22 protein-coding genes are annotated in these 26,001 nt (G+C 67.0%); 8 read left to right on the top strand and 14 right to left on the bottom strand.

Going from position 1 to position 26,001, the window contains the following annotated elements; translation table 11 throughout:
• Window positions 1-15: 15 nt before the first annotated feature.
• The 6 genes from PBT88_RS03650 to PBT88_RS03625 all read right to left on the bottom strand — a co-directional run bounded on the left by PBT88_RS03650 (window position 16) and on the right by PBT88_RS03625 (window position 8,253).
• A complete protein-coding gene (locus tag PBT88_RS03650) occupies window positions 16-1,014 on the bottom strand; it encodes a 4-hydroxyproline epimerase (protein ID WP_270077880.1) in 999 nt (332 codons plus the stop codon).
• Between the two features lie 29 nt (window positions 1,015-1,043).
• Entirely contained in the window at window positions 1,044-1,964 is a 921-nt protein-coding gene (locus tag PBT88_RS03645) for a dihydrodipicolinate synthase family protein (RefSeq protein WP_270077879.1), read from the bottom strand.
• Between the two features lie 112 nt (window positions 1,965-2,076).
• On the bottom strand, window positions 2,077-3,057 hold the full coding sequence (locus tag PBT88_RS03640) for a DUF2891 domain-containing protein (RefSeq protein ID WP_270077878.1): 981 nt from the start codon (window positions 3,055-3,057) through the stop codon (window positions 2,077-2,079).
• Entirely contained in the window at window positions 3,054-3,986 is a 933-nt protein-coding gene (locus tag PBT88_RS03635) for a DUF979 domain-containing protein (RefSeq protein WP_270077877.1), read from the bottom strand. Before PBT88_RS03635 ends, PBT88_RS03640 begins: the two co-directional genes overlap by 4 nt.
• Window positions 3,983-4,663 carry a DUF969 domain-containing protein gene (locus PBT88_RS03630; protein WP_270077876.1) on the bottom strand — a complete coding sequence of 227 codons (681 nt, stop codon included), beginning with the start codon at window positions 4,661-4,663 and terminating at the stop codon, window positions 3,983-3,985. The genes PBT88_RS03635 and PBT88_RS03630 overlap by 4 nt, the downstream gene beginning before the upstream one ends.
• The gene (locus PBT88_RS03625; protein ID WP_270077875.1) at window positions 4,663-8,253 is read right to left on the bottom strand and encodes a hydantoinase B/oxoprolinase family protein; all 3,591 of its coding nucleotides are present in this window, start codon (window positions 8,251-8,253) and stop codon (window positions 4,663-4,665) included. Before PBT88_RS03625 ends, PBT88_RS03630 begins: the two co-directional genes overlap by 1 nt.
• A 144-nt stretch (window positions 8,254-8,397) precedes the next feature.
• Here PBT88_RS03625 and PBT88_RS03620 point away from each other — a divergent pair, with 144 nt between their 5' ends.
• Window positions 8,398-8,577: a hypothetical protein gene (locus tag PBT88_RS03620; protein WP_270077874.1), complete on the top strand. Its 180-nt coding sequence runs from the start codon at window positions 8,398-8,400 to the stop codon at window positions 8,575-8,577.
• Between the two features lie 14 nt (window positions 8,578-8,591).
• Window positions 8,592-9,290: a spermidine synthase family protein gene (locus PBT88_RS03615; protein WP_270077873.1), complete on the top strand. Its 699-nt coding sequence runs from the start codon at window positions 8,592-8,594 to the stop codon at window positions 9,288-9,290.
• Between the two features lie 81 nt (window positions 9,291-9,371).
• Here the strand turns inward: PBT88_RS03615 and PBT88_RS03610 are convergent, their stop codons facing one another.
• The gene (locus PBT88_RS03610) at window positions 9,372-9,581 is read right to left on the bottom strand and encodes a hypothetical protein (RefSeq protein ID WP_270077872.1); all 210 of its coding nucleotides are present in this window, start codon (window positions 9,579-9,581) and stop codon (window positions 9,372-9,374) included.
• 455 nt (window positions 9,582-10,036) lie between these two features.
• Between PBT88_RS03610 and PBT88_RS03605 the strand changes: the two genes are divergently transcribed.
• Window positions 10,037-11,191: an aldose epimerase family protein gene (locus PBT88_RS03605; protein WP_270077871.1), complete on the top strand. Its 1,155-nt coding sequence runs from the start codon at window positions 10,037-10,039 to the stop codon at window positions 11,189-11,191.
• A gap of 90 nt (window positions 11,192-11,281) precedes the next feature.
• Here the strand turns inward: PBT88_RS03605 and PBT88_RS03600 are convergent, their stop codons facing one another.
• The gene (locus PBT88_RS03600) at window positions 11,282-12,574 is read right to left on the bottom strand and encodes a sugar MFS transporter (RefSeq protein ID WP_270077870.1); all 1,293 of its coding nucleotides are present in this window, start codon (window positions 12,572-12,574) and stop codon (window positions 11,282-11,284) included.
• A 240-nt stretch (window positions 12,575-12,814) separates the two neighbouring features.
• On the opposite strand from PBT88_RS03600, the gene PBT88_RS03595 reads away from it, so the two are divergent.
• Window positions 12,815-14,617, top strand: a complete 1,803-nt coding sequence (locus PBT88_RS03595; protein ID WP_270077869.1) for an IlvD/Edd family dehydratase — start codon at window positions 12,815-12,817, stop codon at window positions 14,615-14,617.
• An 83-nt stretch (window positions 14,618-14,700) separates the two neighbouring features.
• Here the strand turns inward: PBT88_RS03595 and PBT88_RS03590 are convergent, their stop codons facing one another.
• The 4 genes from PBT88_RS03590 to PBT88_RS03575 all read right to left on the bottom strand — a co-directional run bounded on the left by PBT88_RS03590 (window position 14,701) and on the right by PBT88_RS03575 (window position 19,176).
• Entirely contained in the window at window positions 14,701-15,441 is a 741-nt protein-coding gene (locus PBT88_RS03590) for a FadR/GntR family transcriptional regulator (protein ID WP_270077868.1), read from the bottom strand.
• A gap of 161 nt (window positions 15,442-15,602) precedes the next feature.
• Entirely contained in the window at window positions 15,603-16,553 is a 951-nt protein-coding gene (locus PBT88_RS03585; RefSeq protein ID WP_270077867.1) for a Gfo/Idh/MocA family protein, read from the bottom strand.
• Entirely contained in the window at window positions 16,553-17,536 is a 984-nt protein-coding gene (gene araD1 / locus PBT88_RS03580; RefSeq protein ID WP_407696510.1) for an AraD1 family protein, read from the bottom strand. Before araD1 ends, PBT88_RS03585 begins: the two co-directional genes overlap by 1 nt.
• Window positions 17,537-17,601: 65 nt before the next feature.
• Complete coding sequence (locus tag PBT88_RS03575; protein ID WP_270077865.1) at window positions 17,602-19,176, bottom strand: aldehyde dehydrogenase (NADP(+)); 1,575 nt, start codon at window positions 19,174-19,176, stop codon at window positions 17,602-17,604.
• A gap of 193 nt (window positions 19,177-19,369) precedes the next feature.
• Between PBT88_RS03575 and PBT88_RS03570 the strand changes: the two genes are divergently transcribed.
• The 3 genes from PBT88_RS03570 to PBT88_RS03560 all read left to right on the top strand — a co-directional run bounded on the left by PBT88_RS03570 (window position 19,370) and on the right by PBT88_RS03560 (window position 22,139).
• Window positions 19,370-20,719 carry an amidohydrolase gene (locus tag PBT88_RS03570; RefSeq protein WP_270077864.1) on the top strand — a complete coding sequence of 450 codons (1,350 nt, stop codon included), beginning with the start codon at window positions 19,370-19,372 and terminating at the stop codon, window positions 20,717-20,719.
• Between the two features lie 81 nt (window positions 20,720-20,800).
• Window positions 20,801-21,265: a carboxymuconolactone decarboxylase family protein gene (locus PBT88_RS03565; RefSeq protein ID WP_270077863.1), complete on the top strand. Its 465-nt coding sequence runs from the start codon at window positions 20,801-20,803 to the stop codon at window positions 21,263-21,265.
• Window positions 21,252-22,139 (top strand): sigma-70 family RNA polymerase sigma factor, encoded by an 888-nt coding sequence (locus tag PBT88_RS03560; protein WP_270077862.1) that lies wholly within the window; start codon window positions 21,252-21,254, stop codon window positions 22,137-22,139. The genes PBT88_RS03565 and PBT88_RS03560 overlap by 14 nt, the downstream gene beginning before the upstream one ends.
• 4 nt (window positions 22,140-22,143) lie before the next feature.
• Here the strand turns inward: PBT88_RS03560 and PBT88_RS03555 are convergent, their stop codons facing one another.
• Complete coding sequence (locus PBT88_RS03555) at window positions 22,144-22,569, bottom strand: hypothetical protein (RefSeq protein WP_270077861.1); 426 nt, start codon at window positions 22,567-22,569, stop codon at window positions 22,144-22,146.
• Here PBT88_RS03555 and PBT88_RS03550 point away from each other — a divergent pair.
• Entirely contained in the window at window positions 22,556-25,186 is a 2,631-nt protein-coding gene (locus PBT88_RS03550) for a TonB-dependent receptor domain-containing protein (protein WP_270077860.1), read from the top strand. The genes PBT88_RS03555 and PBT88_RS03550 overlap by 14 nt on opposite strands.
• 40 nt (window positions 25,187-25,226) lie before the next feature.
• Here PBT88_RS03550 and PBT88_RS03545 read toward each other — a convergent pair whose 3' ends face one another.
• The gene (locus PBT88_RS03545; protein WP_270077859.1) at window positions 25,227-26,000 is read right to left on the bottom strand and encodes a winged helix-turn-helix transcriptional regulator; all 774 of its coding nucleotides are present in this window, start codon (window positions 25,998-26,000) and stop codon (window positions 25,227-25,229) included.
• Window position 26,001: the final 1 nt, after the last annotated feature.

Raw genomic sequence — 26,001 nt, 5'->3', positions numbered from 1 at the left:
CCTTTTATTATGTCGTCAGACGACCGAGAAGCCCGCCCAGAAGGGGTCTTCGCGATCGATCCAGATCGTGTTGAAACCGGTCGCGATCGCCGATCCCTCGATAGAGGGGATGATACCCGGCACGCCGCCCACGTCTACCGCTTCCTCGACCCGGCCGATGAAACGGCTGCCGATATAGCTTTCGTGGACGAAACGATCGCCGACCTTCAGCACGCCCTTGTGGACGAGATGCGCCAGCCGCGCCGACGTACCGGTGCCGCACGGGCTGCGATCGATCGCGCGCTCGCCGTAGAACACGGCATTGCGGCCATCGGCACCCTCGCCGCGCGGCTTGTCGGCCCACAGCACATGGGTGACGCCGCGGATGCGATCGTCCAGCGGATGGATCGGCTCATAGGCCGCCTGCATCAGCGTGCGGACGGTGCGGCTGAGTTCCACGATGCGCGACGCGCCGAGATCGTCCAGCCCGGTATATGCACCCTGCGGCTCGACGATCGCGTAATAATTGCCGCCATAGGAGACATCGATGCTGAGCGGGCCGAAGCCCGGCACGTCGATCTGCACGCCGGTGGCGGCGACATAGGCCGGCACGTTGCGGATGCGGACCCAGCGGACGCGATTGCCCTCGGCGCCATATTCGATGTCGATGAGGCCGGCCGGCACCTCGATGCGCAGCTTGCCCGGCTCGCGCGGCGTGATCAGGCCGTTTTCCAGCCCGAACGTCACCATGCCGATCGTGCCGTGCCCGCACATCGGCAGACAGCCGGAGGTCTCGATGAACAGGATGCCGCAATCGGCATCCTCGCGGGTCGGCGGATAGAGGAAGCCGCCCGACATCATGTCGTGGCCGCGCGGCTCGAAGCACAGGCCGGTGCGGATCCAGTCGAAGCGGGCCAGGAAATCCTGGCGCCGCTCGATCATGTTGGTGCCGCGGAGCAGCGGTGCGCCACCGGTCACCAGGCGGACAGGATTGCCCGCCGTATGGCCGTCGATGCAGAAGAAGGTGTGGCGCATCGCTGCTGTCGCTCCGTTACGCGGCCCCGTTAGGCGGCCTTGGCCTGCTGGCTCGGCCGGGTGGCCGCAGCCTCCTCGACCCACTTGATCACGTCGGCGCGCCGCTGACCGGTCAGCGGCATGCGCGGCATACGGACGCGCTCCGAACCACGGCCCATGATCTGCTCGGCGAGCTTGATCGACTGGACGAGATCATGCTCGGCATCGAGGTGGAGGAGCGGCATGAACCAGCGGTAGATGGCACGCGCCTCTTCCCACTTGCCCTCGTAGAAGGCGGCGATCAGGCGCACCGACTCTTCCGGGAAGGCGCTGGTCAGGCCGGAGACCCAGCCGGACGCACCGAGCGCCATGCCCTCGAGCGCCACGTCGTCGAGACCGGCCATCACGGTGTAGCGATCACCGAAGCGGTTGAGCACGTCGGTGAAGCGGCGCGCGTCGGGCGCGCTTTCCTTGACCGCGACGATGTTCTTGACGTCGCGCAGACCCTCGAGCGCCTCGAACGAGACGTTGACGCGATAGGCCGGCGGATTGTTGTAGAGCATGATCGGCAGCGAGGTTGCCTCGGCGACGGCGCGGAAATGGGCGACCAGTTCCTCGGTGGTCGGCACATAGACCATCGCCGGCAGCAGCATCAGCGCGTCGACACCGATCTTCTCGGCATCCTTCACATATTCGATCGCGCGCGCGGTGGTGAATTCGGACACGCCGGCGACGAGCGGCACGCGGCCACCGACGGCTTCGACGCCGCCCTTCAGGACAGTGCGCTTCTCGTCATGCTCAAGCGAGTTGTTCTCGCCGCAGGTGCCGAGCAGGATCAGCCCGTCCACGCCATCATCGACGAGCGCGGTCTGGACGCGCTGCGTGTAATCCAGATCGATCGACAGGTCTTCGGCGAACTGGGTGGTCGCAGCCGGGTAGACGCCTTTCCAAAGGGTCGGCGAAGCGGTCATAAAAATCTTTCCTCCAAGCGGTTCCCTATTTCGTATACGGTATCCTTTATCAAGGCAACAGACAAATTGTGCGCGGCGGTGAAATGAAAGTGGTGGACGGACATGGTCGTCGTCAGCCCTGATCGATCGCCAAAAGCGCGAAAGTCGCCAGCCAATGCTCGCCCATATAGTCCCCCGCGATATGGGGCAGACTGGCATCCAGATGGCGCTCGGCCGCCGCCTTCGCCAGCGGCACAACCGGATGCGAAGCGCCCAGCGCGGCGGTGATCGCCCGCCAGCACCAGGCACGGCTGAGGTTCAACCCGTCGAGATGCGCGATCTTGCCATCGCTGCGATCGGAGACATACGCGGGCATGAACAGCGTCGCCGGGCGCGCCACCGCCGCATCCGGCAGGAAGCCATCGAACCATGGCGCGAATTGCTCCGGGCCGAGCACGCGGCTCATCAACTGAGCCTCGCACAAAGCCGGCGACAGGAAATCGTCGCCGCTCGGCTCCCAGGCCTGGCAGCCCTTGTCCGCTGCATACCAGTGCGTCGCCCGCTCACGGATCGTCGCTGCCAGTTCCGGCCGGAAATCGACGGCCCAGTCAAAGGCATGGATCAGCGCGAATGCCGTGTTGGAATGGGCACCGGCCCGAATGGGATAGGTGAGCTTGGGCAGATGGGCCTGCCAGCGATCGGCGAAGGCATGGGCCAGCGGCGCCAGCACGCCTTCCCATCGCGTGCCGGCCGCCTCGTGATGGAGCGCCATCGCCCACGCCCAGCCATAAGGCCGCTCGAAGCCGGCCGACGCCGGGCGATCGAGATAGGCGAGTTCGCCCGCCATCTTCTCCACCGTCAGCATCGCGTCCGCCCGGTCCCGGATGAGGGCGCTTTCGGGGAGATCGGGATGCAGCCGCGCCAGCCGCAGCAACTGCCACCAGCCATGCACGCAGCTATGCCAGTCGAAGCTGCCGTAGAAGATCGGGTGAAGCTCGGACGGGGTGCGCGCATCCTCCGGCCCGGCCATCACATGATCGAGCTTGTTGGGATATTCGCGGCCGACATGGGCGAGGGTGAGGCGGGCGAAGCGGGCAGCGGTCTCGGGGGTCATGAATGTCCTGGAAAAGCGAGCCAGAGGATGAGCAGGATGTTGACCGCCAGCAGCGGCAGCGCGGTCGGCGCCTGCGCGCGGATCACGCCATGGCGATCCTTCAGGTCGAGCAGGACCGCCGGCACGATGTTGAAATTGGCCGCCATCGGCGTCAGCAGGGTGCCGCAGAAGCCGCACAGCATCCCGATCGCCGCGATCACCGCCGGATCGCCATGCTGGCCGTGGATCAGCAACGGCAGGCCGACCGCCGCCATCATCACCGGAAAGGCGGCGAAGGCATTGCCCATCACGATGGTGAACAGCGCCATGCCGAGTCCATAGGCGATCGTCGCACCGATCAGGCTGCCCTGCGGCACCATATGCCCGATCAGGCCGCCCACGACCGTGCCGACGCCCGACAGCGCGAACACCGCGCCGAGGCTCGCCAGCATCTGCGGCAGCACCGCCGCCCAGCCGACCGAGTCCATCAGCCGCAGGCCTTCGCGCAGCGGCGTCGCCGGATGCGGGCGCAGCCAGGCGCAGGCGACCGCCAGCGCGATCAGCACGCCCAGCGCCAGCGCCACCAGCGTCGCCTGCTTGGGATCGGCCAGCCCCGGCCACCGCCAGAAGGCCAGCGTGCCGACCAGCGCCACCACCGGCACGATCAGCACGGGCAGGAACAGGCGATTGCCCCGGCGCGCGGCTTCCGCGCTGCGATCAGCGCCGTCCTCGCTGCCCGAACGCCGCATCCGCCCGGTCGCCGCGACCGCGACCAGCCCCAGCACGAGGCAGCCATTGGCGATATCGCCCAGCCGATCGCCGAACAGAAAGCTCAGCGCCAGCAGACCCCAGAAGGCGGCATTGGCCAAACGCCGATCAGCGAGACTCAGCGTCGCATAGAGCGCGAACATCACGCCCGCGACCGTATAGATGAAGGGCAGCCCGATCATCGCGCCGCCCTTCGAGCCATCTGCCGGCCGAGCCGCCGGTCCAGCCACAGCAGGCGCGCACCGTGGATCAGGAAGGCGGCGATCGCGCTCGGGATCGCCCACAGCGACAGGCTGAACGGCTGGAGGACGATGCCGAACTGTTCGAGCAGCCCCTTAATCAGCAGCACCGAGCCGATGGCGAGGAAGATGTCCTCCCCGAAGAACACCCCGACATTGTCGGTGGCGGCGGCCATCGCCCGGATATGCTCGCGCTGCCCGTCGTCCAACGGCCCGGCCTGCGTCTCGGCCAGTGCCTCCGCCATCGGCGCGACCAGCGGCCGCACCGTATGCGCCGGCCCGGCGATCGAATTCAGCCCGATCGCGGCGGTGATCTGGCGGAACAGCAGATAGACGATCAGCAGCCGCCCCGCCGTCGCCCGTGCCAGGCCGGCGACGAAGATGCGCGCACGCTCCTGCAAGCCGTAGCGCTCGAGCAGGCCGATCACCGGCAAGATGATCCAGATGATCGAGACATAGCGCACCCCGTTGAACGCCTTGCCGATCGCCGCGAGGATCGCGAGCGGGCTCAATCCCGCTGCCCACCCCGTCACGGCCGCCGATACGGCAATGACGAGCAGCGGATTGAAGCGGAGCAGGAAGCCCAGCACGATCACCGCGATCCCGGCGAGCACCAGCATCAGCGCGGCACGCCATAGCCGCCGCCGCCCGGCGTCTCGATCACGAAGCGGTCGCCCGCCTCCAGTTCGACGGCGGCGGTGGCGGGCAAGGGTTCGATGCGTCCATCGGCGCGCTCGACATGGTTGGTGCCGACCGCGCCCGGCGCGCCGCCGGCCAGCCCGAACGGCGGCACCCGGCGCCGGTTGGCGAGAATGCCGGCGGACATCGGCTCGCGCGCCCGGATCACCCGGACGGCGCCGTCGCCGCCGTCATGGCCGCCACGCCCGCCCGAGCCGTGGCGGATCGCGAACCGCTCCAGCAACACCGGGAAGCGCGTCTCGAGGATTTCGGGATCGGTCAGGCGGCTGTTGGTCATGTGGGTCTGGATGGCGGCGGTGCCGTCGAAATCGGGGCCGGCGCCCGATCCGCCCGCGATCGTCTCATAATATTGGACGCGGGCGTTGCCGAAGGTGAAGTTGTTCATCGTCCCCTGCGCCGCCGCCATCACGCCGAGCGCGCCGAAGATCGCGTCGGTCACCACCTGGCTGGTCTCGACATTGCCGGCGACGACCGCGGCCGGCGGACGCGGATCGAGCATCGACCCTTCGGGCACGATGATGCGGATCGGCCGCAGGCAGCCATCGTTCATCGGGATCGGCTCATCCAACAACGTGCGGAAGGCATAGAGCACCGCCGCCCGCGTGATCGAACGCGGCGCGTTGAAATTGCTGCCGAGTTGCGCGCTGCTGCCGGTGAAATCCACCGTCGCGCTGCCGTGCGCGCGATCGATCGACACCGCCACCTGTACCACCGCGCCATCGTCCATCTCATAGGCGAAGGCACCGTCGGACAGCCGCCCGATGATCGCGCGCACCGCCGCTTCGGCATGGGCCTGGACATGCTCCATATAGGCGGCGACGACATCGGCGCCGTAATCGGCGGTGATCCGGCGCAGTTCGGCGGCGCCGCGCGCGCACGCCGCGACCTGCGCCTGGAGATCCGCGATATTCTGGTCGACATTGCGCGCCGGCCATGGCCCTTCGGCCAGCAATGCGCGCAGTTCGGCCTCGCGGAAGCGGCCCTGCTCCACCACCGGCACGTCGCGCAGGATGATGCCTTCCTGATCGATGCGGGTACTGCCCGGCGGCATCGATCCGGGGCTGATCCCGCCGATATCGGCATGGTGGCCGCGCGCCGCGACATAATAAGCCGGCGCATCGTCCTGCCCATCCACATCCCGCTCACCCACGAACACCGGCATGACGACGGTGATGTCGGGCAGATGGGTGCCGCCGCCGAAGGGATCGTTGAGCGCATAGGCGTCGCCGGGCTGCATCCGCCCGGCCCGCGCCTCGATCACGGTGCGGATGCTCTCGCCCATCGACCCCAGATGCACCGGCATGTGCGGCGCGTTGGCGATCAGGTTGCCGCCCGCATCGAACAGCGCGCAGGAAAAATCGAGCCGCTCGCGGATGTTCACCGACGCCGCCGAATGCTGGAGCGCGGCGCCCATCTCCTCGGCGATCGCCATGAACAAAGCGGAGAAGATCTCCAGCCGCACCGGATCGACATCGGTGCCGGCCGCCGCCACGCCCAGCGCCGCGGTGCGGGTGAGGATCAGATTGCCGAGCGGATCGACCATGATGCGCCAGCCGGGCTCGACCACCGTGGTGGAGACGGCATCGATCACCAGCGCCGGCCCGTCGACCGACCAGCCGGACGGCAGCGCGGCGCGATCGTAGAGCGGCATGGTCCGCAACGCGCCGGCCAGGAACGCCTCCACTTTCGCTTTGGCAGCGGGCGGACCTGCGACATCCGGTGCCCGCGACAGGTCGGCGCCTTCGCCGGATCGTGCGATCGCCTCGACCTGGAGCATGTCGCAGAGCAGGTCGCCGGCCGCCACGAAGCCGAAGCGCGCGCGATGCGCCACATCGAAGGCGGCGCGCATCGCCGCCGGCCTATCCAGCATCACCTCGATCAGGCTGTCAGCGCCGGCGAGGCGAAGATGTGCGCGGCACAAAATCTCGATCGCGGCGTCGCCGATATCCTGCTCCGCGAGCGCCTGCCGGGCGGCCTCCTCCAGCGATCCGGCGGCCGCGCCGATCCCCGCGACGTCCTCGATCGGCAGCGCGACGGTTCGTTCGCGCAGCACCGTGCGGTCGGCCAGTCCCATGCCGTAGGCGGAGAGCACGCCGGCATGGGGATGGATCATCACCCGCCGCATGCCGAGCGCATCGGCGACGAGGCAGGCATGTTGCCCGCCCGCCCCGCCGAAGCAGGCCAGCGTGTAGCGGCTGACATCATGCCCGCGCGCCACCGAGATGCGCTTGATCGCATGGGCCATATTGGCGACGGCGATGGCGATCATCCCCTCCGCCATCGCCTTCACATCGGGCCGCGCGCCGGTCGCCGTCGCCACCTCTTCGGCGACTTCGGCGAAGCGCTGCGCCACCACACCGGCATCGAGCGGTTCGTCGCCCGATGGCCCGAACAGCGCCGGGAAGAAGCCGGGCTGGAGCTTGCCGAGCAGCACATTGCAATCGGTGACGGTCAGCGGCCCGCCCCGCCGGTAGCTCGCCGGCCCCGGCACCGCGCCGGCCGATTCCGGGCCGACCCGGTAACGGCCGCCCTCGAACCGGCAGATCGATCCGCCCCCGGCTGCAACGGTATGGATCCGCAGCATCGGCACCCGCAGCCGCACGCCCGCGATGGCCGTCTCGGTGTCGCGCTCATAATCGCCGGCATAATGCGACACATCGGTCGAGGTGCCGCCCATGTCGAAGCCGATGATGTGATCGAAGCCGGCCGCCGCCGCCGTCTTCGCCATGCCGACGATGCCGCCCGCCGGGCCGGAGAGGATCGCGTCCTTGCCGGCCAGCCGCGCGCCCTCGATCAGCCCGCCGCTCGATTGCATGAACAGCGGCGCCTGCCCCTCGCCCAGCGCGGCGGAGAAGCCCTGCACGTAACGGCCGAGCACCGGCGACAGATAGGCGTCGGCCACGCTGGTATCGCCGCGCCCGATCAGCTTGATCAGCGGCCCGACCTCATGGCTCACCGACACCTGGGTGAAGCCGATCGCGCGCGCGATGCCGGCCAGCGTCGCCTCATGCGCGGTATGACGATAGCCGTGCATCAGCACGATCGCGATCGACCGCAGGCCTCGGCCGAAAGCCTCTCCCAGCGTCGCCCGCGCCGCCGCCTCGTCGAGCGGGACCAGCACTTCGCCCTCGGCGGTGACGCGCTCGTCGATCTCGATCGCCTCGGCATAGAGCGGGGCCGGCCGATCGATGCGGCGCGCGAAGATATCGGGCCGCTCCTGATAGCCGATCGCCAGCGCATCGCCGAAGCCGCGCGTGATCGCCAGCAGCACCGGCTCGCCCTTGCGTTCGAGCAGCGCGTTGGTGGCGACCGTGGTGCCGATCCGCACCGACAGCGGCGGCAGCGCGTCGATACCGGCCCCGGTCAGCCGGCGGATACCCTCCACCGCTGCGTCCGCGTAACGGTCGGGATCCTCGGATAGCAGCTTCGCGGCACGGATATCCCCGTCGGGCGATCGCGCGACGATGTCCGTGAAGGTGCCGCCGCGATCGATCCAGAATTGCCACATCATTCGCCCAGTCTTGCCGCCCGGCCCGATCGCGCGTCAACCGCTTCCGCAATGGACGGACAAATGGTCGTCCCGCCGGCGCCGCACAAAAACGGGCCTGGCTTGCCAGCAGCACCCAAACATGACCAAGGATGGCGTGATCACCGCGTGACGGACGCCGACCTGGCCAACACCGCGACCGATTTCTACCTGACAGGATATTCCATGGGCCAGCTCCGCACCGCCAACAAGCGGCACAAACGCGCCGTCGCCGCACGCCTGACCGCCTCCAAGGCACCGGCGAACGACGCCAAGGCCGCCGCCCCGGCCCAGAAAGCCGACGCCTGAGCACCGCCCCGATCGTGCTGGAAACGCAAGACGTTCCGGCCACCGACCCGGTCGAGCTGATCGACACGGCAGACCTGCCGGATGGCGGCCAGCTGCGGCTGTTGCGGCGAGGCGAGGATTTCTCGATCCGCTTCGGCCCCGAAGAGCTGATGGGCAACCAGGTCCGCCATTCCGAACAGGCGCTCGCGACCTTGACGTGCGAGCGGCTGGGCGCGCGGCCGGCCCGGATGCTGATCGGCGGCCTCGGCATGGGCTTCACGCTCGGCGCGGCGCTCAAGGCGATCTCGCCCGGATCGAGCATCGTCGTCGCCGAACTGGTGCCCAAGATCGTGGAGTGGGCGAACGGGCCGCTGGCCCATCTGTTCGGCGACAACCTCGCCGATCCGCGCGTGACGATCGAAATGGCCGACGTCCATAACGTGATCGTCCGCGAAACCGCCGGGTTCGACGCCATCCTGCTCGATGTCGACAATGGGCCGGACGGGCTGATCCATCTCGCCAACGAGCGGCTTTACTGCAATTGGGGGCTGCGCGCCGCCTATGCCGCGCTCAAACCCGCCGGCATTCTCGCGGTCTGGTCGGCCTATGCCGATGCCGCATTCGTTGGACGGCTGGAAAAGGCCGGCTTCGCGGTCGATGAGATCACCATCGACGCCTATCCGGGCGAGGATAACGGAATGCACACCCTCTGGCTCGCCACGAAGACGGCATAGCCGGGCACCCGGCCCGGCGCTGCGCCGGAACGGGATATCTGCAAGGCCATGGCCGGCCCCGACGGGCCGGCCATTTGCCACTTATTTGGTCGCGATATCGGTCGCTTCGGCCCGGAATTGCTGGCGGACATAGGCGCGCGCGGTCGTCAGCGTGGGGAAGCCGCCTTCGAGCAGGTTCGCGGTGACGAGAGGATAGCCCTGCGAGTTGAAACGCGTCGTCCGCACGGTGATGCGGAAGAGCCCCTCCTCGTCCTTGACGATCAGATAGGGGCGGACGGCGGTTCTGGGCATTCGGATTTCCTCACATCAGGATCGGGGCCGGACGGCCGAAACGCTTCGCCATCCTGCGGAACGAAGACGAAAAGCAAAAGAAGGGCGCGCAGTCGCTTTCCAATCGCTGGGCTGCGACGGCGTCGTCGCATTCACAAGCGGTAGCGGGGGCTGCCAAGTGCGGGCCGGTATCGCAGCGGCGATATCCGGCGCACTCTCTTTGCGCGCTTTGGCGGAATTTTGCAAGGCTGCCGGCCGCCGGCCGCCGCAGCCGCACCGCCGAATGGATCGCCCCGCCCCTATCTCGAAAAGCCGCGACGCTGGCCCGAGGCGGGATGCAGGGTCGAAAGGTGCGCACGACGCGGCTGCGACCGACGGTCATGCCCATGCCGTGCCGGCCTTCTTGTCAGACAAAATATATGGACAAAATCTGGCGTCGGGATATCCCGGCATGAAGGATAATGAGGAGGATGCTGATGGTACGCACGACAACCAAGGGCGCAGCTTTGCTGGCCACCTGTCTGACGGCGGGCTTCGCCGCAGGCAGCGCCACCGCGACGACCGTGGCCCGCCATGCCTTCGGAACCATGGCGGATGGCAGGACGGTGGAGGCGATCACGCTCGCCAACAGCCACGGTATGAGCGCCACGATCATCACGCTGGGCGCCAGCGTGCAATCGGTGATCGTGCCCGATGCCCAGGGCAACAAGGCGGACGTCGTGCTCGGCTATGACGACCTCAAGGGCTATGCCGACAAGCCCAATTTCTTCGGCGCCACCGTCGGCCGCGTCGCCAACCGCATCGCCAAGGGGCAGTTCACCCTCGACGGCCAATCCTATCAGCTACCGCTGAGCGACGGCCCCAATTCGCTGCACGGCGGCACCAAGGGCTTCGACAAGGTGTTGTGGCAGCTCGTTTCGGCGACGCCGGGGCCGGTCGCCAAGGTCGTGCTGCGCTATGTCAGCCCCGATGGCGACCAGGGCTATCCCGGCACGCTGACCACCACCGCCACCTATTCGCTCGACGAGAAGGGCGATCTGGCGGTCGACTACAGCGCCACCACCGACAAGCCGACGATCGTCAACATCTCCAACCACACCTTCTGGAATCTGGCGGGCGAAGGCTCGCCGCGCAACGCGATGGCGCAGCGGCTCACCATCCCGGCGGACGAATATAGCCCGACCGACGCCACCGCGATCCCAACCGGCGAATTCCGCAAGGTCGCCGGCACGGTGTTCGATTTCCGCAAGCCCACCCCGGTCGGCGATCGCGTGCGCGACGGATCGGACATCCAGATCCGCTACGGCCGGGGTTACGACCATAATTGGGTGGTGAGCCGCAAGGCAGCCGCCGCGCCGCGGGTGATGGCGCGGGTCGAGGATCCGGTCTCGGGCCGCACGCTGGAGGTGATCTCCGCCCAGCCCGGCATCCAATTCTACTCGGGCAATTTCCTCGACGGCACGATCATCGGCAAATCGAACCACGTCTATCGCGGCGGCGATGCCATCGTGCTGGAGCCGCAGATGTTCCCCGACACGCCCAACCATCCGGCGTTCGGCTCGATCCGCCTCGATCCCGGCCAGACCTACACCAACCATATCGTCTTCCGTTTTTCCAATTCGCCGAGATGATCCCATGAAAAAGGGCGCGCTCCCGGCCGGGAGCGCGCCCTTTTTCACGACCATCCTCCGTGGGGCGCGGCCCGCGCCGCGCCCGCCGGATCAGGCCCGGTTGTTGGGATCCTTGCAGCCCCACAATGCATAGAACAGCACATAGAGTTCGCAGGCCGCGGTGAGCAGGAAGCTCCACTGGAGGCCATAGGCGTCCGCCAGCCAGCCCTGCACCGCCACCAGCGCGCCACCGGCGATCGCCATGATCAGCAGGCCCGAGCCCTCTTCGGTCAACGGGCCGAGGCCGCGGATGCCGAGCGTGAAGATCGTCGGGAACATGATCGAGTGAAACAGGCCGACGAGGATCAGCGCCCACATCGCCACCGGCCCGGTCGTGAAGATGGTGATGAGCACCACCACCAGCGCGCCGATCGAGAAGACGGCGAGCACATTCTCGGCGGCGACGCGCTGCATGATCGCAGAGCCCACGAACCGCCCGACCATCATACCGCCCCACAGCAGGGTCAGATAGCGCCCCGCCGCTTCGGTGGTCATGTTGCCGATCTCGGGCCGGCTGACGAAGCTGACGAAGAGATTGCCGACGCCGATCTCGGCAATCAGGTAGATGAAGATCGCGCCCATGCCGAACACGAGGTTGCGGTGCTTCCACAGCGAATATTTCGCGCGCTCGGTGCGCGCCATGCGGGCCGTGGCAGTCCCCATCGCCGGCAGCGGGAAGCGGGCGATGACGATCGCGAGGACGCACAGCACCACGGCGACCAGCACATAAGGCAGGATCACCGAATGGGCGTCGGCCAGCCGCTCGGCCTGGGTGAGGACGGTGCCGGCCTTGGCAGTGCCCCCCTTGGAGCGGCCGAGGATCAGATAGGCGCCGAACAGCGGGGCGAGCATCGTGCCCGCCGAGTTCATCGCCTGGACGAGGTTGAGCCGCGACGAGGCGGTTTCCGGCGCGCCGATCACCGCGACATAGGGGTTGGCCGCGACCTGCAACAAGGTGATGCCGCTGGCGATCACGAACAGCATGAACAGGGTGACGCCATAGGAGGGCAGGCTGGCGGCCAGCGTCATGCCCAACGCGCCTGCGGCCATGATCAGCAGGCCCGTCACCATCGACTTCTGGTAGCCGATCCGCTCGATCAGCTTGGCCGACGGGATCGAGGCGAAGAAATAGGCGATGAACCACACGCTTTCGATCAGCGCCGCCTGGAAATAGGAGAGCTGGAACACGCTGCGCAGATGCGGCAGCAGCGTGCCGTTGATGACGGTGATGAAGCCCCACATGAAGAACAGGCTGGCGAGCAGCGTGAGCGCCGATCGGTAAGCGACGGGGCCGGTGCCCGGTGATGTGGCGGCGTGTGTGCTGGTTGTGACCGGTCCGGCCATCGCAGATCCTCTTCCCATGTCTCCGCCGGAGCGGGGCTTGCCCTCGACTTTTTGTCTGAGTATATGGCCTAAAATGATGCGTCAATGCCTCGGCGAATGGCGCATGAACGGCGAGGACTGTCTTCATGCAATACCCGGACGATCGCCCAGTGGGCCGCTGCAAGGCGCTCGCTGGCGGCTGGGTGCCACATGGCTTCCGCTCGCATTCCTTCTGAACTCTTGCTCGGAAACCTCCCTGCCATGTCCGATTCGACCAGCCCTTCGCCGAAGCTCCGCTCGCGCGCGTGGTTCGATAACCCCGAGAACATCGACATGACGTCCTTGTATCTGGAGCGGTATCTGAATTTCGGCCTGAGCCTGGAGGAGCTCCAGTCCGGCAAGCCGATCATCGGCATCGCGCAGACCGGCAGCGATCTCAGCCCCTGCAACCGCCACCATCTCGTGCTGGCCGAGCGGCTGCGCGAGGGCATTCGCGAAGCCGGCGGCATCGCGCTGGAATTCCCGGTCCATCCGATCCAGGAAACCGGCAAGCGGCCGACCGCGGGCCTCGATCGCAACCTTTCCTACATGGCGCTGGTCGAGGTGCTGTACGGCTATCCGCTCGACGGCGTGGTGCTGACGATCGGCTGCGACAAGACGACTCCGGCCTGCCTGATGGCCGCCGCGACCGTGAACATCCCGGCGATCGCGCTGTCGGTCGGCCCGATGCTCAACGGCTGGCACAAGGGCGAGCGCACCGGCTCGGGCACGATCGTGTGGAAGGGCCGGCAGATGCTGGCCGCCGGCGAGATCGACGATGCCGGCTTCATCAAGCTCGTCGCCTCGTCGGCCCCGTCCACCGGCTATTGCAACACGATGGGCACCGCGACGACGATGAACTCGCTGGCCGAGGCGCTGGGTATGCAGCTGCCGGGCGCCGCCGCGATCCCGGCCCCGTATCGCGACCGCCAGGAAATCTCCTATTACACCGGCAAGCGCATCGTCGAGATGGTCGCGGAGGATCTGAAGCCCTCCGACATCATGACCCGCGAATCCTTCCTGAACGCGATCGTCGTCAATTCGGCGATCGGCGGATCGACCAACGCGCCCATCCATCTCGCCGCGATCGCCCGCCACATGGGCGTCGATCTCGCGCTCGACGACTGGCAGGAGCATGGCCACAAGGTGCCGCTGCTGGTGAACCTCCAGCCCGCCGGCGAATATCTCGGCGAGGATTTCTATCGCGCCGGCGGCGTGCCCGCGGTGGTCAACCAGCTCATGGAGCAGGGCCTGATCCACGAGGGCGTGATGACCGCCAATGGCAAGACCTTCGGCGACAATAATCGCGGCGTCGCGATCGAGGACGAGAAGGTGATCCGTCCGTTCGCTACACCGCTGGTGGAAGAGGCCGGCTTCATCGTCCTCAAGGGCAATCTGTTCGACGCGGCGATCATGAAGACCAGCGTGATCTCGCCGGAATTCCGCGATCGCTACCTGTCCAACCCTGATGATCTGGACGCCTTCGAGGGCCCGGCGGTCGTGTTCGATGGCCCGGAGGATTATCATCACCGGATCGACGATCCGGCGACCGGCATCACCACCGACACCCTGCTGTTCATGCGCGGCGCCGGCCCGATCGGCTATCCGGGCGCGGCCGAGGTCGTGAACATGCGCCCGCCGGCCTATCTGATCCGCGAGGGCGTCCATGCCCTGCCCTGCATCGGTGACGGCCGCCAGTCGGGCACCAGCGGCTCGCCCTCAATCCTCAACGCCTCGCCGGAGGCGGCGGCCAATGGCGGCCTCGCGCTGCTCAAGACCGGCGACCGGGTGCGGATCGACCTCAACCTCGGCACCGCCAACGTGCTGATCCCCGATGCCGAGCTGGCCGAGCGCCGTCGCGTGCTGATGGAGGCCGGCGGCTTCGCCTACCCCGCCTCGCAGACACCGTGGCAGGAAATCCAGCGCGCGGTGGTCGGCCAGATGAACACCGGCGCGATCCTGGAAGGCGCCGAGAAATATCAGCGCATCGCCCAGACCCGCGGCCTGCCGCGCGACAACCACTAAGCCGATGACATGCGGCCCGATCCGGCCTCCCCGTCAGGAGGCCGGATCGGGATCGCTATCGCCATTGCCTTTCCGTCCGGCGATCAATCGCGCAGGGCGGTTTCCGTATCCTGGAGCGCGAGCCGCACCAGCTCGGTCATCGCCGCACGGGCGGCCGCAGGATCGCCATCGGCGATGGCGGTGAACAGCATACGATGATCCGGCAGCGGATCGCGCGGCAGCTTGCGGTTGCGCTGCTTGAAGATGGTCGTCCAGCCCACCGCCGCCTCGATCGAGCTCGACAGCGAAATCAGCGGCTCGTTGCGCGTCGCCTGGAGGACGCTGTGGTGGAACAGCTGGTCCGCCGCCCGCCCCAGCGGATTGCTCAGCCCATATTGCGCCATCTCCTCCAGCGCATGCCCCATCCGCGCCAGATCCGTCCCGTCACGGCGGCGGGCGGCCAGTTCGGCGGCGGCCGGCTCCACGATCATGCGCAGTTCGAACAGATCGGCGATGAAGTGCGCGCTGGGCTCCCCCTCGAACGCCCAGGCCAGCACATCGGGATCGAGCAATTGCCAGCGACTGCGCGCGGTGACTCGCGTACCCGTCTTGGGCCGGCTCTCCACCAGGCCCTTGGCGGCCAAAATCCGTACCGCCTCGCGATAGGCGCTGCGCGAGACCTGCAGCTGTTCGGCGAACTCGATCTCGCCCGAGAGGGTATCGCCGGGCTGATAGTGGCCGGTGACGATGGCCACGCCCAGATCATGGGCGATCGAACCGTGGATCCGCTTCGCGCCTGCAGTCTTTGCCCGACCACCGATCTTCGGCTTCCCCGGAACTGCCAAGCCGCTCTCCCCTTCTCTGTATCTGCCGTGACTATGGTTGGCGGCTGCCCCCTTGTCGAGACAGCGGGTTTATGACGACCAGCGGCGACGGATCGAAAACGCCATGCGCCCGCCTCCGCCGGCCTGCGCGAGAAGGTCGCCCGCCGGCACACCTATCGCCGTCAGGCCGGGACGGTCTGCCGGCCCGGCTCTTCCTCGACGAACGCCTCGACCTCGACATGGCCGGCGCGCAGGAAGGCATCGGCGACATGGCGCAGCGGCCGGACATCGACCTCGCTCTCGCCCGCCGCGATCAACTCGGCGAAGCGCGCGTAGAGGCTGGGATATTCCGCTTCGTGCGGCAGCGATTGGGCCACGCCGTCGATCCGCATCTCGGAGCCGCCCTTGGAGAGGAGCAGCACGCCCTCTTCGGTTTCGACCCGGATATCCCAGGTCTGCGGGCCAGTCTGCCGGAAATCGAAATCCGCAATCACCGGCACGCCGTCGAAGGTGGCGAAGCGCAGGTCCGCCGCGATCGGCGCCGCCTGGTTGGAGGGATAGGACAGGATGCCCTCGGTCAGATGGAAGGGCGGCAGGATCTTCGTCGCGATCGACAGCGCGTTGATGCCCGGATCGAACACGCCGAGCCCGCCCGGCTGCCAGATCCACTTCTGGCCCGGATGCCAGATCCGCACATCCTCGCGCCAGGTGATCGTCGCCGAGCGGATCGTCTTGCCCTCGAGCCAGTGGCATGCCGGAGTGACCGCAGGCGCGTGGCGGCTGTGCCATGCCGCAAACAGGGTCAGCCCCTTCTCCTGGGCGAGTTCGGTCAGCGCCACGACCTCGCTCAGCGTCGCGCCCGGCGGCTTTTCGAGCAGCACATGCTTGCCGGCGAGCAGGGCGGCGCGGGCCGCCTCGAAGCGCACCTGCGGCGGCTGGCACAAGGACACTGCCTCGATCGACGGCTCCGCCGCGAACATGGCATCCACCGCGCGATAGGTATGGCCTCGCGGGCTCTCGCCCTGGAGGCTGGCGGCGCAGACCAGCTCGAAATCGGCCGATGCGGCGATGGCCGGCAGATGCTGGTCCTGCGCGATCTTGCCGAGGCCGACGACGGCGAGGCGGATCGCCATCAGAGTGCCTTCACCTGAACCGTTGTCGCCTCGGCGATCGCGATCGGATTGCTGACGGGCAGGCGGAACGGCGCCGCCTCGATCTCGAACACGTCGCCCGCCTGCGTCTGCACGCCATCGCTGAACGACAATGTCGCGGTGCCGAAGAAGTGGACATGAACGTCGCCCGGCCGACGAAACAGGCCATATTTGAAGTGGTGATGCTCCAGATTGTCGAGACTGTGGGACATGTTCGCTTCGCCGGACAGGAAGGGCTTCTCCCAGATCGTCTTGCCGTCACGGACGATGCGGCTCGCGCCACGCACGTCGGCCGGCAGATCGCCGATCAGGATTTCCGGTCCCAGCGCGGCCTGGCGCAGCTTGCTGTGGGCAAGCCAGAGATAATTGCCGCGCTCGGTCACATGGTCGGAAAACTCGTTGCCCAGCGCGAAGCCGATCCGCACCGGCGTGCCGTCCGCATCGATGATGTAGATTCCGGCGATCTCCGGCTCCTCGCCGGCATCCTTGGCGAAGGCGGGCGACTGCAGCGGCGCACCGGGCGCGACGAGCTGGGAGCCATCGCCCTTGTAGAACCATTCCGGCTGCGCGCCTTCGACGCCGTCGGCGGGCTTGCCGCCCTCGACGCCCATCAGGAACATCTTCATCGAATCGGTCGGTTCGGGGTTTTCCTTGGCCGCGCGGTGCATCTTGTCGCGCCCCTCGGCCGAGCCGAGATGGGTAAGGCCGGTGCCGGTCATCAGCAGATGCGCGGTATCGGGATGGTCGATCGGCGCGAGCAGCTCCACCGTATCGAGATCGACCGTGCCGCCGTCGCCGGCCGCCGCGATCGCCTCGGCGAGGCTCTGTCCGGCCGCGATCGCCGCCTTGGCGAGTTCGAGGACGCTGGTCGCACCGGCGACGCGATGCGCACCGGTATCATCAAGCGCGGCGACGCCACGCGTGCCATCGGAATCCCGAAACTGAATGAGCGACAGGGCCACCAAACTCTCCTCTCTCCAACCACATCATTACGGCCGGCGGAGTCGCTGCCCCGCCGGCCGGTCTTATCTCAGGCCTTGACGACGGTTCCGTCGACCCGGCGGGCAATCTGCCAAGGATTGTCCGAGCGCAGCGCCGCCGGCAGCAGCGCGTCCGGCAGGTTCTGGAAGCACACCGGGCGCAGGAAGCGGGCGATGGCAAGGCTACCCACCGAGGTGGTGCGGCCATCGGAAGTCGCCGGGTAAGGACCGCCATGGACCATGGCATGGCTCACCTCGACGCCCGTCGGCCAGCCATTGGCGAGCACGCGGCCGGCTTTGCGGGCAAGCGGCTGGACCAGTTCGGCGGCGAGACCGTGATCGGCCTCGTCCATCATCAGCGTGGCGGTCAGCTGGCCTTCGAGGCCGGCGATGACCTGCTTCACCTCGGCCACATCCTTGCAGCGGATCAGCACCGAGGAGGAGCCGAACACCTCATGCCCGAGCACCGGATCGGCGAGGAAGCTGGCGGCGTCGGTGGTGAACAGCGCGCCCCGCGCCTGGTTCACGCCTTCACCGACGCAACCGCGCGCCACGACCGTGACCGCCTCATGCGATTCGAGCGCCGCGACGCCCTTCTCGAAGCTGCTGTGGATGCCCGGGGTGAGCATCGTGACCGGCTGGCTCGACTCCAGCGCCTTGCCGGCGACTTCGGCGAAACGATCGAGCGCCTCGCCCGCGATGCCGATCAGCAGGCCGGGATTGGTGCAGAACTGCCCCGCGCCCATCGTCAGCGACTGGACGAAGCCCTCGGCGATCGCCTGCCCGCGCGCTTCCAGCGCGGCCGGGAACAGGATCACCGGATTGATCGAGCTCATCTCCGCATAGACGGGGATCGGCTCGGCCCGCTCGGACGCGATCTTCATGAGCGCGAGGCCACCACCGCGCGATCCGGTGAAACCCACCGCCTTGATCCGCGGATCGGCGACCAGCGCACCGCCCAGCTCGATCGACGGGCCGGGCAGGTAGGAGAAGACGCCCTCATGCAGCCCGCAGGCGGCGACGGCTTCGCGCACCGCACGGGCGACGAGTTCGCCCGTCCCCGGATGCGCCGGATGGCCCTTCACCACCACCGGGCAGCCGGCCGCGAATGCCGAGGCGGTGTCGCCACCGGCGACCGAGAAAGCGAGCGGGAAGTTGGAGGCGCCGAACACCGCCACCGGGCCGACCGCGACATTGGCGCGGCGCAGATCGACGCGGGGCAGCGGCTGACGATCGGGCAGTGCAGGATCGATCGTCGCGTCCAGCCAGTCGCCCTGGCGCACCACCGAGGCGAACAGGCGGAGCTGGCCGACGGTACGGCCCACCTCACCCTCGAGGCGAGGCTTGGGCAGGCCCGTCTCGGTCACGGCACGCGGCACGATCGCGTCCTTGGCGGCCAGGATGCGATCGGCGACCGCTTCCAGAAACGCCGCGCGCTCTTCCAGCGTGGTCGCCGAGAAGCTCTCGAACGCCGCCTCTGCCAAGGCGCAGGCGCTCTCGACGTCCGCCGGGCTGGCCGATGCGAAACCGGGTTCGATCTGGGCGCCGGTCGCCGGATCGACCGCCTGGAAGATCGCCCCGCCGCCATGTTCCTGCCCGCCGACGAAGATGCTGCCGTTGATCATATATGCCTCGCCTAGAATACTCAGACAATTGCCCTAGCAGCGCCATGCCAGCCGGGCAAGGCGTCACCGCTCATGCGCCGCCGGGCGACCGCCCTGCCGGATCCCGATCCGGAAGGACGCGGCCATGCGCTTAAACGCTGGCACCCACGGGCGATTGGCATAGAGTGAAGCCTCCTGCCAGGGGAGGTCCGCCTTGAAAAATTGTCTGCTCCTTGCCGCCGCGATCGCGGCGCCGGCCGCCGCCCAGACGGTTGCCGCCCAGACGAACGCCGCACCGAACGCGTCTTTCGACGTCGCCGCCGCGAAGCAGCGGATCAACGCCGAGCTGGACAAGGACTATCCCCACCTCGACGCGCTCTACAAGGATATCCACCAGCATCCCGAAGTCGGCTTCCAGGAAGTCCGCACCGCCGCCCTTCTCGCCGGCGAAATGCGCAAGATCGGCTTTCAGGTGACCGAGCATGTCGGCAAGACCGGCATCGTCGCGATCTACCGCAACGGCCCCGGCCCGACCGTGATGATCCGCACCGAACTGGACGCCCTGCCGCTGGAGGAGAAGACCGGCCTGCCCTATGCCAGCCATGCGCAGCAGACCGTCGACGGCAAGCTCAGCTATGTCGATCATGCCTGCGGCCATGACAGCCACATGGCCTGGTGGGTCGGCACCGCCGAGGCGCTGCTGGCGACGAAGGATCTCTGGCACGGCACGCTGATGTTCATCGGCCAGCCGGCGGAGGAGACGATCGGCGGCGCCAAGGCGATGATCGCGGATGGGCTCTTCACCCGCTTCCCCAAGCCCGATTACGGCTTCGCCGCCCATGTCGGGCCGACCGCCTACGGCACGGTGGCGATCAAGGACGGCGCGGTGACATCCGCGTCCGACACCGTCGACATCACCTTCAACGGCCGCGGCGCGCATGGCTCGATGCCCGACAAGAGCATCGATCCGATCGTGATGGGCGCGCGCTTCGTGACCGACGTGCAGGCCGTGATCAGCCGCCGCAAGGATCCGCAGCAGTTCGGCGTCGTCACCGTCGGCGCCTTCAACGCCGGCACGGTTGACAACATCATCCCGGACCAGGCCGTGCTCCAGCTGACGCTGCGCTCCTATGCGCCCGACATCCGCAAGCTGCTGCTCGACGGGGTGAGCGAGACGGCCAAGGCCTCGGCAATGATGTCCGATGCCCCGCCCCCGACGATCGTCTGGAAGGCGGGCACCGCGTCCGTCCGCAACGACAGCCAGCTGGTCGCCCGCGTCGCGCCGGTCTTAGCCGCCGCGATGGGCGACGCCGCGCAGGTCATTCCCGCCACCATGCCGGGCTGGACCGCCAGCGAGGATTATTCCGCCTTCATCGATGCCGGCATACCGTCGGTATTCTATGCGGTCGGCGGCGACGACCCCAGGATGCTTGCGGACGACAAGGCGCAGGGCAAGCCGGTGCCGGTCAACCATTCGCCCTTCTTCGCCCCCGTGCCCGAACCGACGATCCGCACCGGCGTCATGACGCTCGCGCTGTCGGTGCTGACCGTCGCCGGAAAATAGATTGCGGGCGATGTCACATTCGCCCCTGTCCGTCGCGTCTTGTCTGGGAGCGTGCATGATGCACGCCGTAGGAGACCCGCCATGACCCAGCGCCTGAAGAATTACGCCACCCTGGCACCCGAGAGCATCCAAGCGATGTACGCGCTGGAGGCGAGCTTCGCCTCCAGCGCCATCGAGCCCCACATCAAGGAACTGGTGAAGCTCAGGGCCTCGCAGATCAACGGCTGCGCCTATTGCATCCACATGCATGCGACTGACCTGCGCAAGGCGGGCGAAAGCGAGATGCGCCTCTATATGCTCGATGCCTGGCGCGAATCCTCGCTCTACAGCGATCGCGAGCGCGCCGCCCTCGGCTGGACGGAGGCACTGACCCGGATCGCCGAAACCCACGCGCCGGATGCCGACTATGCCACGCTCGGCGCCATGTTCAGCGAGGAAGAGCAGGTGCAGCTCACCCTGATGATCGGCGCGATCAACGCCTGGAACCGGCTGGCGATCGGCTTCCGCGCCGCGCATCCGGTCGGTCGCGCCCGTGCCGCCGCCTGATCGGGCCGATTCCGATTTCGAGGCGCAGCGGCCCCGGTTGCTGCGCCTCGCCTATCGGATGCTCGGCTCGATCGCCGAAGCCGAGGATATCGTGCAGGATGCGTGGTTGCGCTGGTCTCGCGTGGCGGGGCCGATCGATGCCCCGTCCGCCTATCTGGTGCGGATCGTCACCCGGCTATGCCTCGATCACATGCGATCCGCGCGGGTGCGCCGCGAGCGCTATGTCGGGGCGTGGTTGCCCGATCCGCTGGTCGGCAGCACCGAGGACGAACAGACGGACGACATCACGCTTCCGTTGATGCTGGCGCTCGAACGCCTGTCTCCGCTGGAACGCACCGCCTTCCTGCTCCACGATGTATTCGGCGTCCCGTTGAGCGATGTCGCCACCACGCTCGACCGCGACGACGCCGCGGTTCGCCAGCTGGCGGTGCGCGCGCGCCGGCACGTCCAGGCCGCACGCCCCCGTTTTGCGGTCGAGGCGGCCGAGGCGGAGCGGATCACCCAGGCCTTTTTCGCCGCATCGCGCGATGGCGACATCGTCGCGCTGGGCGCGATGCTCGCCGAGGATGTCGTGATCCATTCGGACGGCGGTGGGCGGGTGCTCGCCTTCCTCAACCCGATCATCGGCATCGCCAAGGCCTTGCGACTTTTCGCGGGGCTGGCGCGCAAGCATCGGGACAGGCCTGTCCTGCTCAGCCGGATGTCGATCGACGGCCTGCCCGGCTATGCGAGCATCGATCGTGGGCAGATCCTGCAGACCACCGCCCTCGAAATCCGGGATGGCCGCATCGCCGGCGTCTATATCATGCGCAATCCCGAAAAACTCGCACACGTTCCCGCTGCAATCTCGTCGATTAATATAGAAAGGAAATGACATTTTACGTCGCCATGTTTCCATGAGACTTTTTACGAAATATTTCCGACGAAATGATTTTGAAAATAAACGTATCTTCTCGATCACTATGACAAATCAATGAATACCACACCGCATTGATCGGTTGAACATTACAGCGAATCTTTCCCATCATCCCCTGAGTGGCAGGCCAGGCAACGGCCGCCGTGATCATCCTCAGGGAGTTTTCGATGCGTTTTTCCTTCCGCAGTCTATGCCTGACGTCCACGATGTTGATCGGCGCGACCGGCGCGGCAATGGCCCAGGACGCCGGTGCTGCCCCCGCCAATCCCGCGTCGGCCAACTCTGGGACGCCAGCCCCCGCCAGCAGCGGCGAGATCGTCGTCACCGGTTCGCGGCTGTCCAACCCGGCGCTGGCCCAGGCCGCGCCGATCGAGGTGATCACCGCCAAGGACATCTCCCTGTCCGGCCAGTCCAGCATCGAGAATGTGCTGAACGAGATGCCGCAATTCATCCCCAGCAGCACCGCCGCATCGAACAATCCGGGTGGCGGCGTGTCGACTGCGGACCTGCGCGGGCTCGGTGCCCAGCGTTCGCTCGTCCTGGTCAACGGCCATCGCTACATCTCCTACGACACCAACCAGATCGTCGATCTCAACACGATCCCGGCGGCGCTTGTCCAGCGGGTCGACGTCGTCACCGGCGGCAAGTCGGCGGTCTATGGATCGGACGCGATCGGCGGCGTCATCAACTTCGTGATGAAGCAGAATTTCGAGGGCCTGCAGGCCGATGCCGGCTATCGCCTGACCGGCGCCGGTGACGGCGGCACGTTCGACAGCAGCGTCGTCGCAGGCCATAATTTCGCGGACAATCGCGCCAACGTCACCGTCTTCGCCGATTACAGCAAGCGCAAGTCGATCGCCCAGTCCGATCGCAAATATTCGGACACCACCCTCACCGACGACGGCAATGGCGGCCTGACCGCGGGCGGATCGAGCTCGATCCCGGCCGGCCGCTTCACCATCAACGGCGTGAGCAACAAGTTCACCGCCGATGGCGGCTACACGCCGTACAACAGCGCGACCGATGCCTATAACTACGCGCCCGCCAACTATCTCCAGGTGCCGCTCAAGCGCCTGATGTTCGGCACGCAGGTTCATTTCGACGTCAGCGATCATCTGAAATTCTACGGTGAGGGCCAGTATGTCCGCACCCAGGTGAAGAACCAGCTTGCGCCGACGCCCTACACCGGCACCGTCGAGATCGACAACGACTCGTCCTTCCTGTCGTCGGCGACGCAGCAGCTGCTGCAAAGCTACGACACCACCGGCAGCGGCTACACCTCCGCCGCGATCTACCGCCGCCTGAACGAGGTCGGCGACCGCATCTCGTCGGACGACGTGCATTCCTATCGCGGCCTGTTCGGGGTCAAGGGCCAGATCGTCGGCAACTGGAACTACGACGCCTATGTGAGCTATTCGCGCACCCATTTCGTCGAGACGCAATATGGCAACGTCTCGAACAGCCGCGTCCTCCAGGCGCTGCACACCAGCTATGACTCCAGCGGCAACCTGGTCTGCTCGGATCAGAGCGGCGGCTGCGTGCCGCTCGACATCTTCGGCGCCGGCAACATCAGCGCGGCGGCGGCGAAGTATATCTCGGTGACCACCCGCAACGTGTCGGACATCACCGAGGAGGTCGCCAGCGGCGCGATCACCAACGACCATCTGTTCGATCTCGGCCTCGGCGGCGGCTATGCCGGCCTCGCCTTCGGCGTCGAATATCGCCGGGAGCATGGCGGCTACGATCCCGATGCCGAGCTGTCGTCCGGCGACGTCGTCGGCTTCAACGCCAGCGAGGGCATTTCGGGCGGCTACAACGTCAAGGAGGAATTCCTCGAACTCGACGTGCCGCTGATCGGCGACAAGCCGTTCATCGACAAGCTCGCGGTCAACGGTGCCTATCGCCACTCCGATTATTCGGTGTCGGCGGGTTCGGTGAACACCTTCTCGGCCGGCGTCGTCTATGCGCCGATCCACGACATCAGCTTCCGCGGCCAATATTCGACCGCGGTGCGCGCGCCGACCGTCGCCGATCTCTATGCCGGCAGCGCCCAGGGCTATTATGATGCCAGCGATCCCTGCACCACCGCAGCGGCGACCAGCAATGCCAGCCTGGCGGCGTCCTGCGTCGCCACCGGCGTGCCGACCTCGGCGCTCGGCACCGCCTATGACGGCGGCGATGCCCAGATCGAGGGCTATTCGGGCGGCAACAGCTCGCTGAAGGCCGAGAAGGCGCGGACCCTGACCGCCGGCTTCGTGATCCAGCCGCGCGAAATCCGGCGGCTGTCGCTGACCGTCGACTATTACCGCGTCAACATCTCGAACTACATCACCACGGTCGGCGTCTCGAACATCATGGCGGCGTGCTACGGCACCGCCGCCAATGGCTGGACGCCCTATGCCAGCAGCTATTGCTCGCTGATCAGCCGCGACAAGAACAGCTACACCGCGGTGGTGCAGAACAACCTCGTCAACTCGGGCGGCCTCCACACCCGCGGCGTCGATTTCGAGGGTAATTACTCGATCCCCTTCGCCTTCGGCCTGTTCGGCACCAAGGAGAGCAACCTCGCGCTGCGCCTGAGCGGCACCCGGCTGCTCAAGTTCGACGTCAACCCGCTCACCTCGATCCCCGATCTGGTCGAGCATTGCTCTGGCCGGTTCGGCACGATCTGCGGCAACCCCTATGCCAAGTGGCGACTCAATGGTCGCGCCACCTGGTCGACCGGGCCGGTCGATCTGTCGGTGCAGTGGCGCTATCTGTCGCCGGTGCATGACGACGATGATTCGACCACCTATTCGGTGGAGCGGATCAAGGCGTATAATTATTTCGACCTGACCGCGCAGATCGCCGCGGGCGACCACTTCACCTGGACGTTCGGCGTCAACAACGTCGCCAACAAGCAGCCGCCGCTGCTCGGCGACAACCAGGAGCAGGCGAACACCTATCCGTCCACCTACGACCCCTATGGCCGGACCTTCTTCGTCAATGTCGGCGTGAAGCTCTGACGGTTGCGGACGGGAGGCGATCGCCGCCTCCCGTTCCTTCTCAACCGAATGTGACGGCGGGGATCAATATATAGCCCCGGCCCCGGACGGTACGGATGATTTCCTCGCTGCCGACCTCCAGCCGCTTCCTCAGCCGGCTGACCTGGATGTCGATCGCGCGAAGATTGCGGGAATCGGGTTCGCCCTCATGCGCCGTTCTTTGCAGGAGGGTTTCACGGCTGACCACCCGGCCGGGCCGGCTTGCCAAGGCATCGAGCACCGCAAACTCCGCCGCGGACAGGCTTGCGCTGCGCCCGTCCGCTCCGGTCAGCCATCGCTGCGAACGATCGAGGTGCCAACCCGAGAAAGAGAAGCTGGCCGCCCCCGCCTCGATCGCGGACGGACGAGCCTGGCTCCCATCCCGCCTCCGGGCGATCGCACGGATACGCGCGATCAGCTCACGGAGGGGACAGGGCCATTCGAGATAATCATCCGCGCCCATTTCCAGCGCGAGGACGCAATCGGCAACATCCCGCACGGTATCGATGATGATGATCGCCGGCCGGGCCGGGAGAGCCGCGACATCGCGGATGAAGGGCAGCAGGCCGGCCGCGCCGGTGCGGGACTCGATGATCAGCGTGCCGACCATGCTTCCAGCCAGACCTTGCGACATGTTGCCGACCAGATCCCGTCGCTCGACATGATAGCCATAGGCCCGAAGGCTGGGCAGCAACCCGTCGGCGATCCCGCCGACCCGCCCGACCAACAGCACGGATTGATCGGAAGCCGGCGGGGTCGCGGGGCTGGTGAAAGCGGAATGGGGATTATGCATCATG

Source organism: Sphingomonas abietis (assembly GCF_027625475.1).
Lineage (GTDB): Bacteria > Pseudomonadota > Alphaproteobacteria > Sphingomonadales > Sphingomonadaceae > Solisphingomonas > Solisphingomonas abietis.
This window is presented reverse-complemented; position numbering and strand designations above follow the sequence as displayed.

Bases quoted from the DNA above. Each gene is read 5' to 3' on its own strand.
- PBT88_RS03575 (WP_270077865.1), bottom strand. From the start codon at position 19,176: ATGATCAACGGCAGCATCTTCGTCGGCGGGCAGGAACATGGCGGCGGG.
- PBT88_RS03610 (WP_270077872.1), bottom strand. From the start codon at position 9,581: ATGCCCAGAACCGCCGTCCGCCCCTATCTGATCGTCAAGGACGAGGAG.
- PBT88_RS03600 (WP_270077870.1), bottom strand. From the start codon at position 12,574: ATGGCCGGACCGGTCACAACCAGCACACACGCCGCCACATCACCGGGC.
- PBT88_RS03645 (WP_270077879.1), bottom strand. From the start codon at position 1,964: ATGACCGCTTCGCCGACCCTTTGGAAAGGCGTCTACCCGGCTGCGACC.
- PBT88_RS03630 (WP_270077876.1), bottom strand. From the start codon at position 4,663: ATGCTGGTGCTCGCCGGGATCGCGGTGATCGTGCTGGGCTTCCTGCTC.
- PBT88_RS03635 (WP_270077877.1), bottom strand. From the start codon at position 3,986: ATGATCGGGCTGCCCTTCATCTATACGGTCGCGGGCGTGATGTTCGCG.
- PBT88_RS03565 (WP_270077863.1), top strand. From the start codon at position 20,801: ATGACCCAGCGCCTGAAGAATTACGCCACCCTGGCACCCGAGAGCATC.
- PBT88_RS03640 (WP_270077878.1), bottom strand. From the start codon at position 3,057: ATGACCCCCGAGACCGCTGCCCGCTTCGCCCGCCTCACCCTCGCCCAT.
- PBT88_RS03650 (WP_270077880.1), bottom strand. From the start codon at position 1,014: ATGCGCCACACCTTCTTCTGCATCGACGGCCATACGGCGGGCAATCCT.
- PBT88_RS03545 (WP_270077859.1), bottom strand. From the start codon at position 26,000: ATGATGCATAATCCCCATTCCGCTTTCACCAGCCCCGCGACCCCGCCG.
- PBT88_RS03625 (WP_270077875.1), bottom strand. From the start codon at position 8,253: ATGATGTGGCAATTCTGGATCGATCGCGGCGGCACCTTCACGGACATC.
- PBT88_RS03595 (WP_270077869.1), top strand. From the start codon at position 12,815: ATGTCCGATTCGACCAGCCCTTCGCCGAAGCTCCGCTCGCGCGCGTGG.
- PBT88_RS03585 (WP_270077867.1), bottom strand. From the start codon at position 16,553: ATGGCGATCCGCCTCGCCGTCGTCGGCCTCGGCAAGATCGCGCAGGAC.
- PBT88_RS03605 (WP_270077871.1), top strand. From the start codon at position 10,037: ATGGTACGCACGACAACCAAGGGCGCAGCTTTGCTGGCCACCTGTCTG.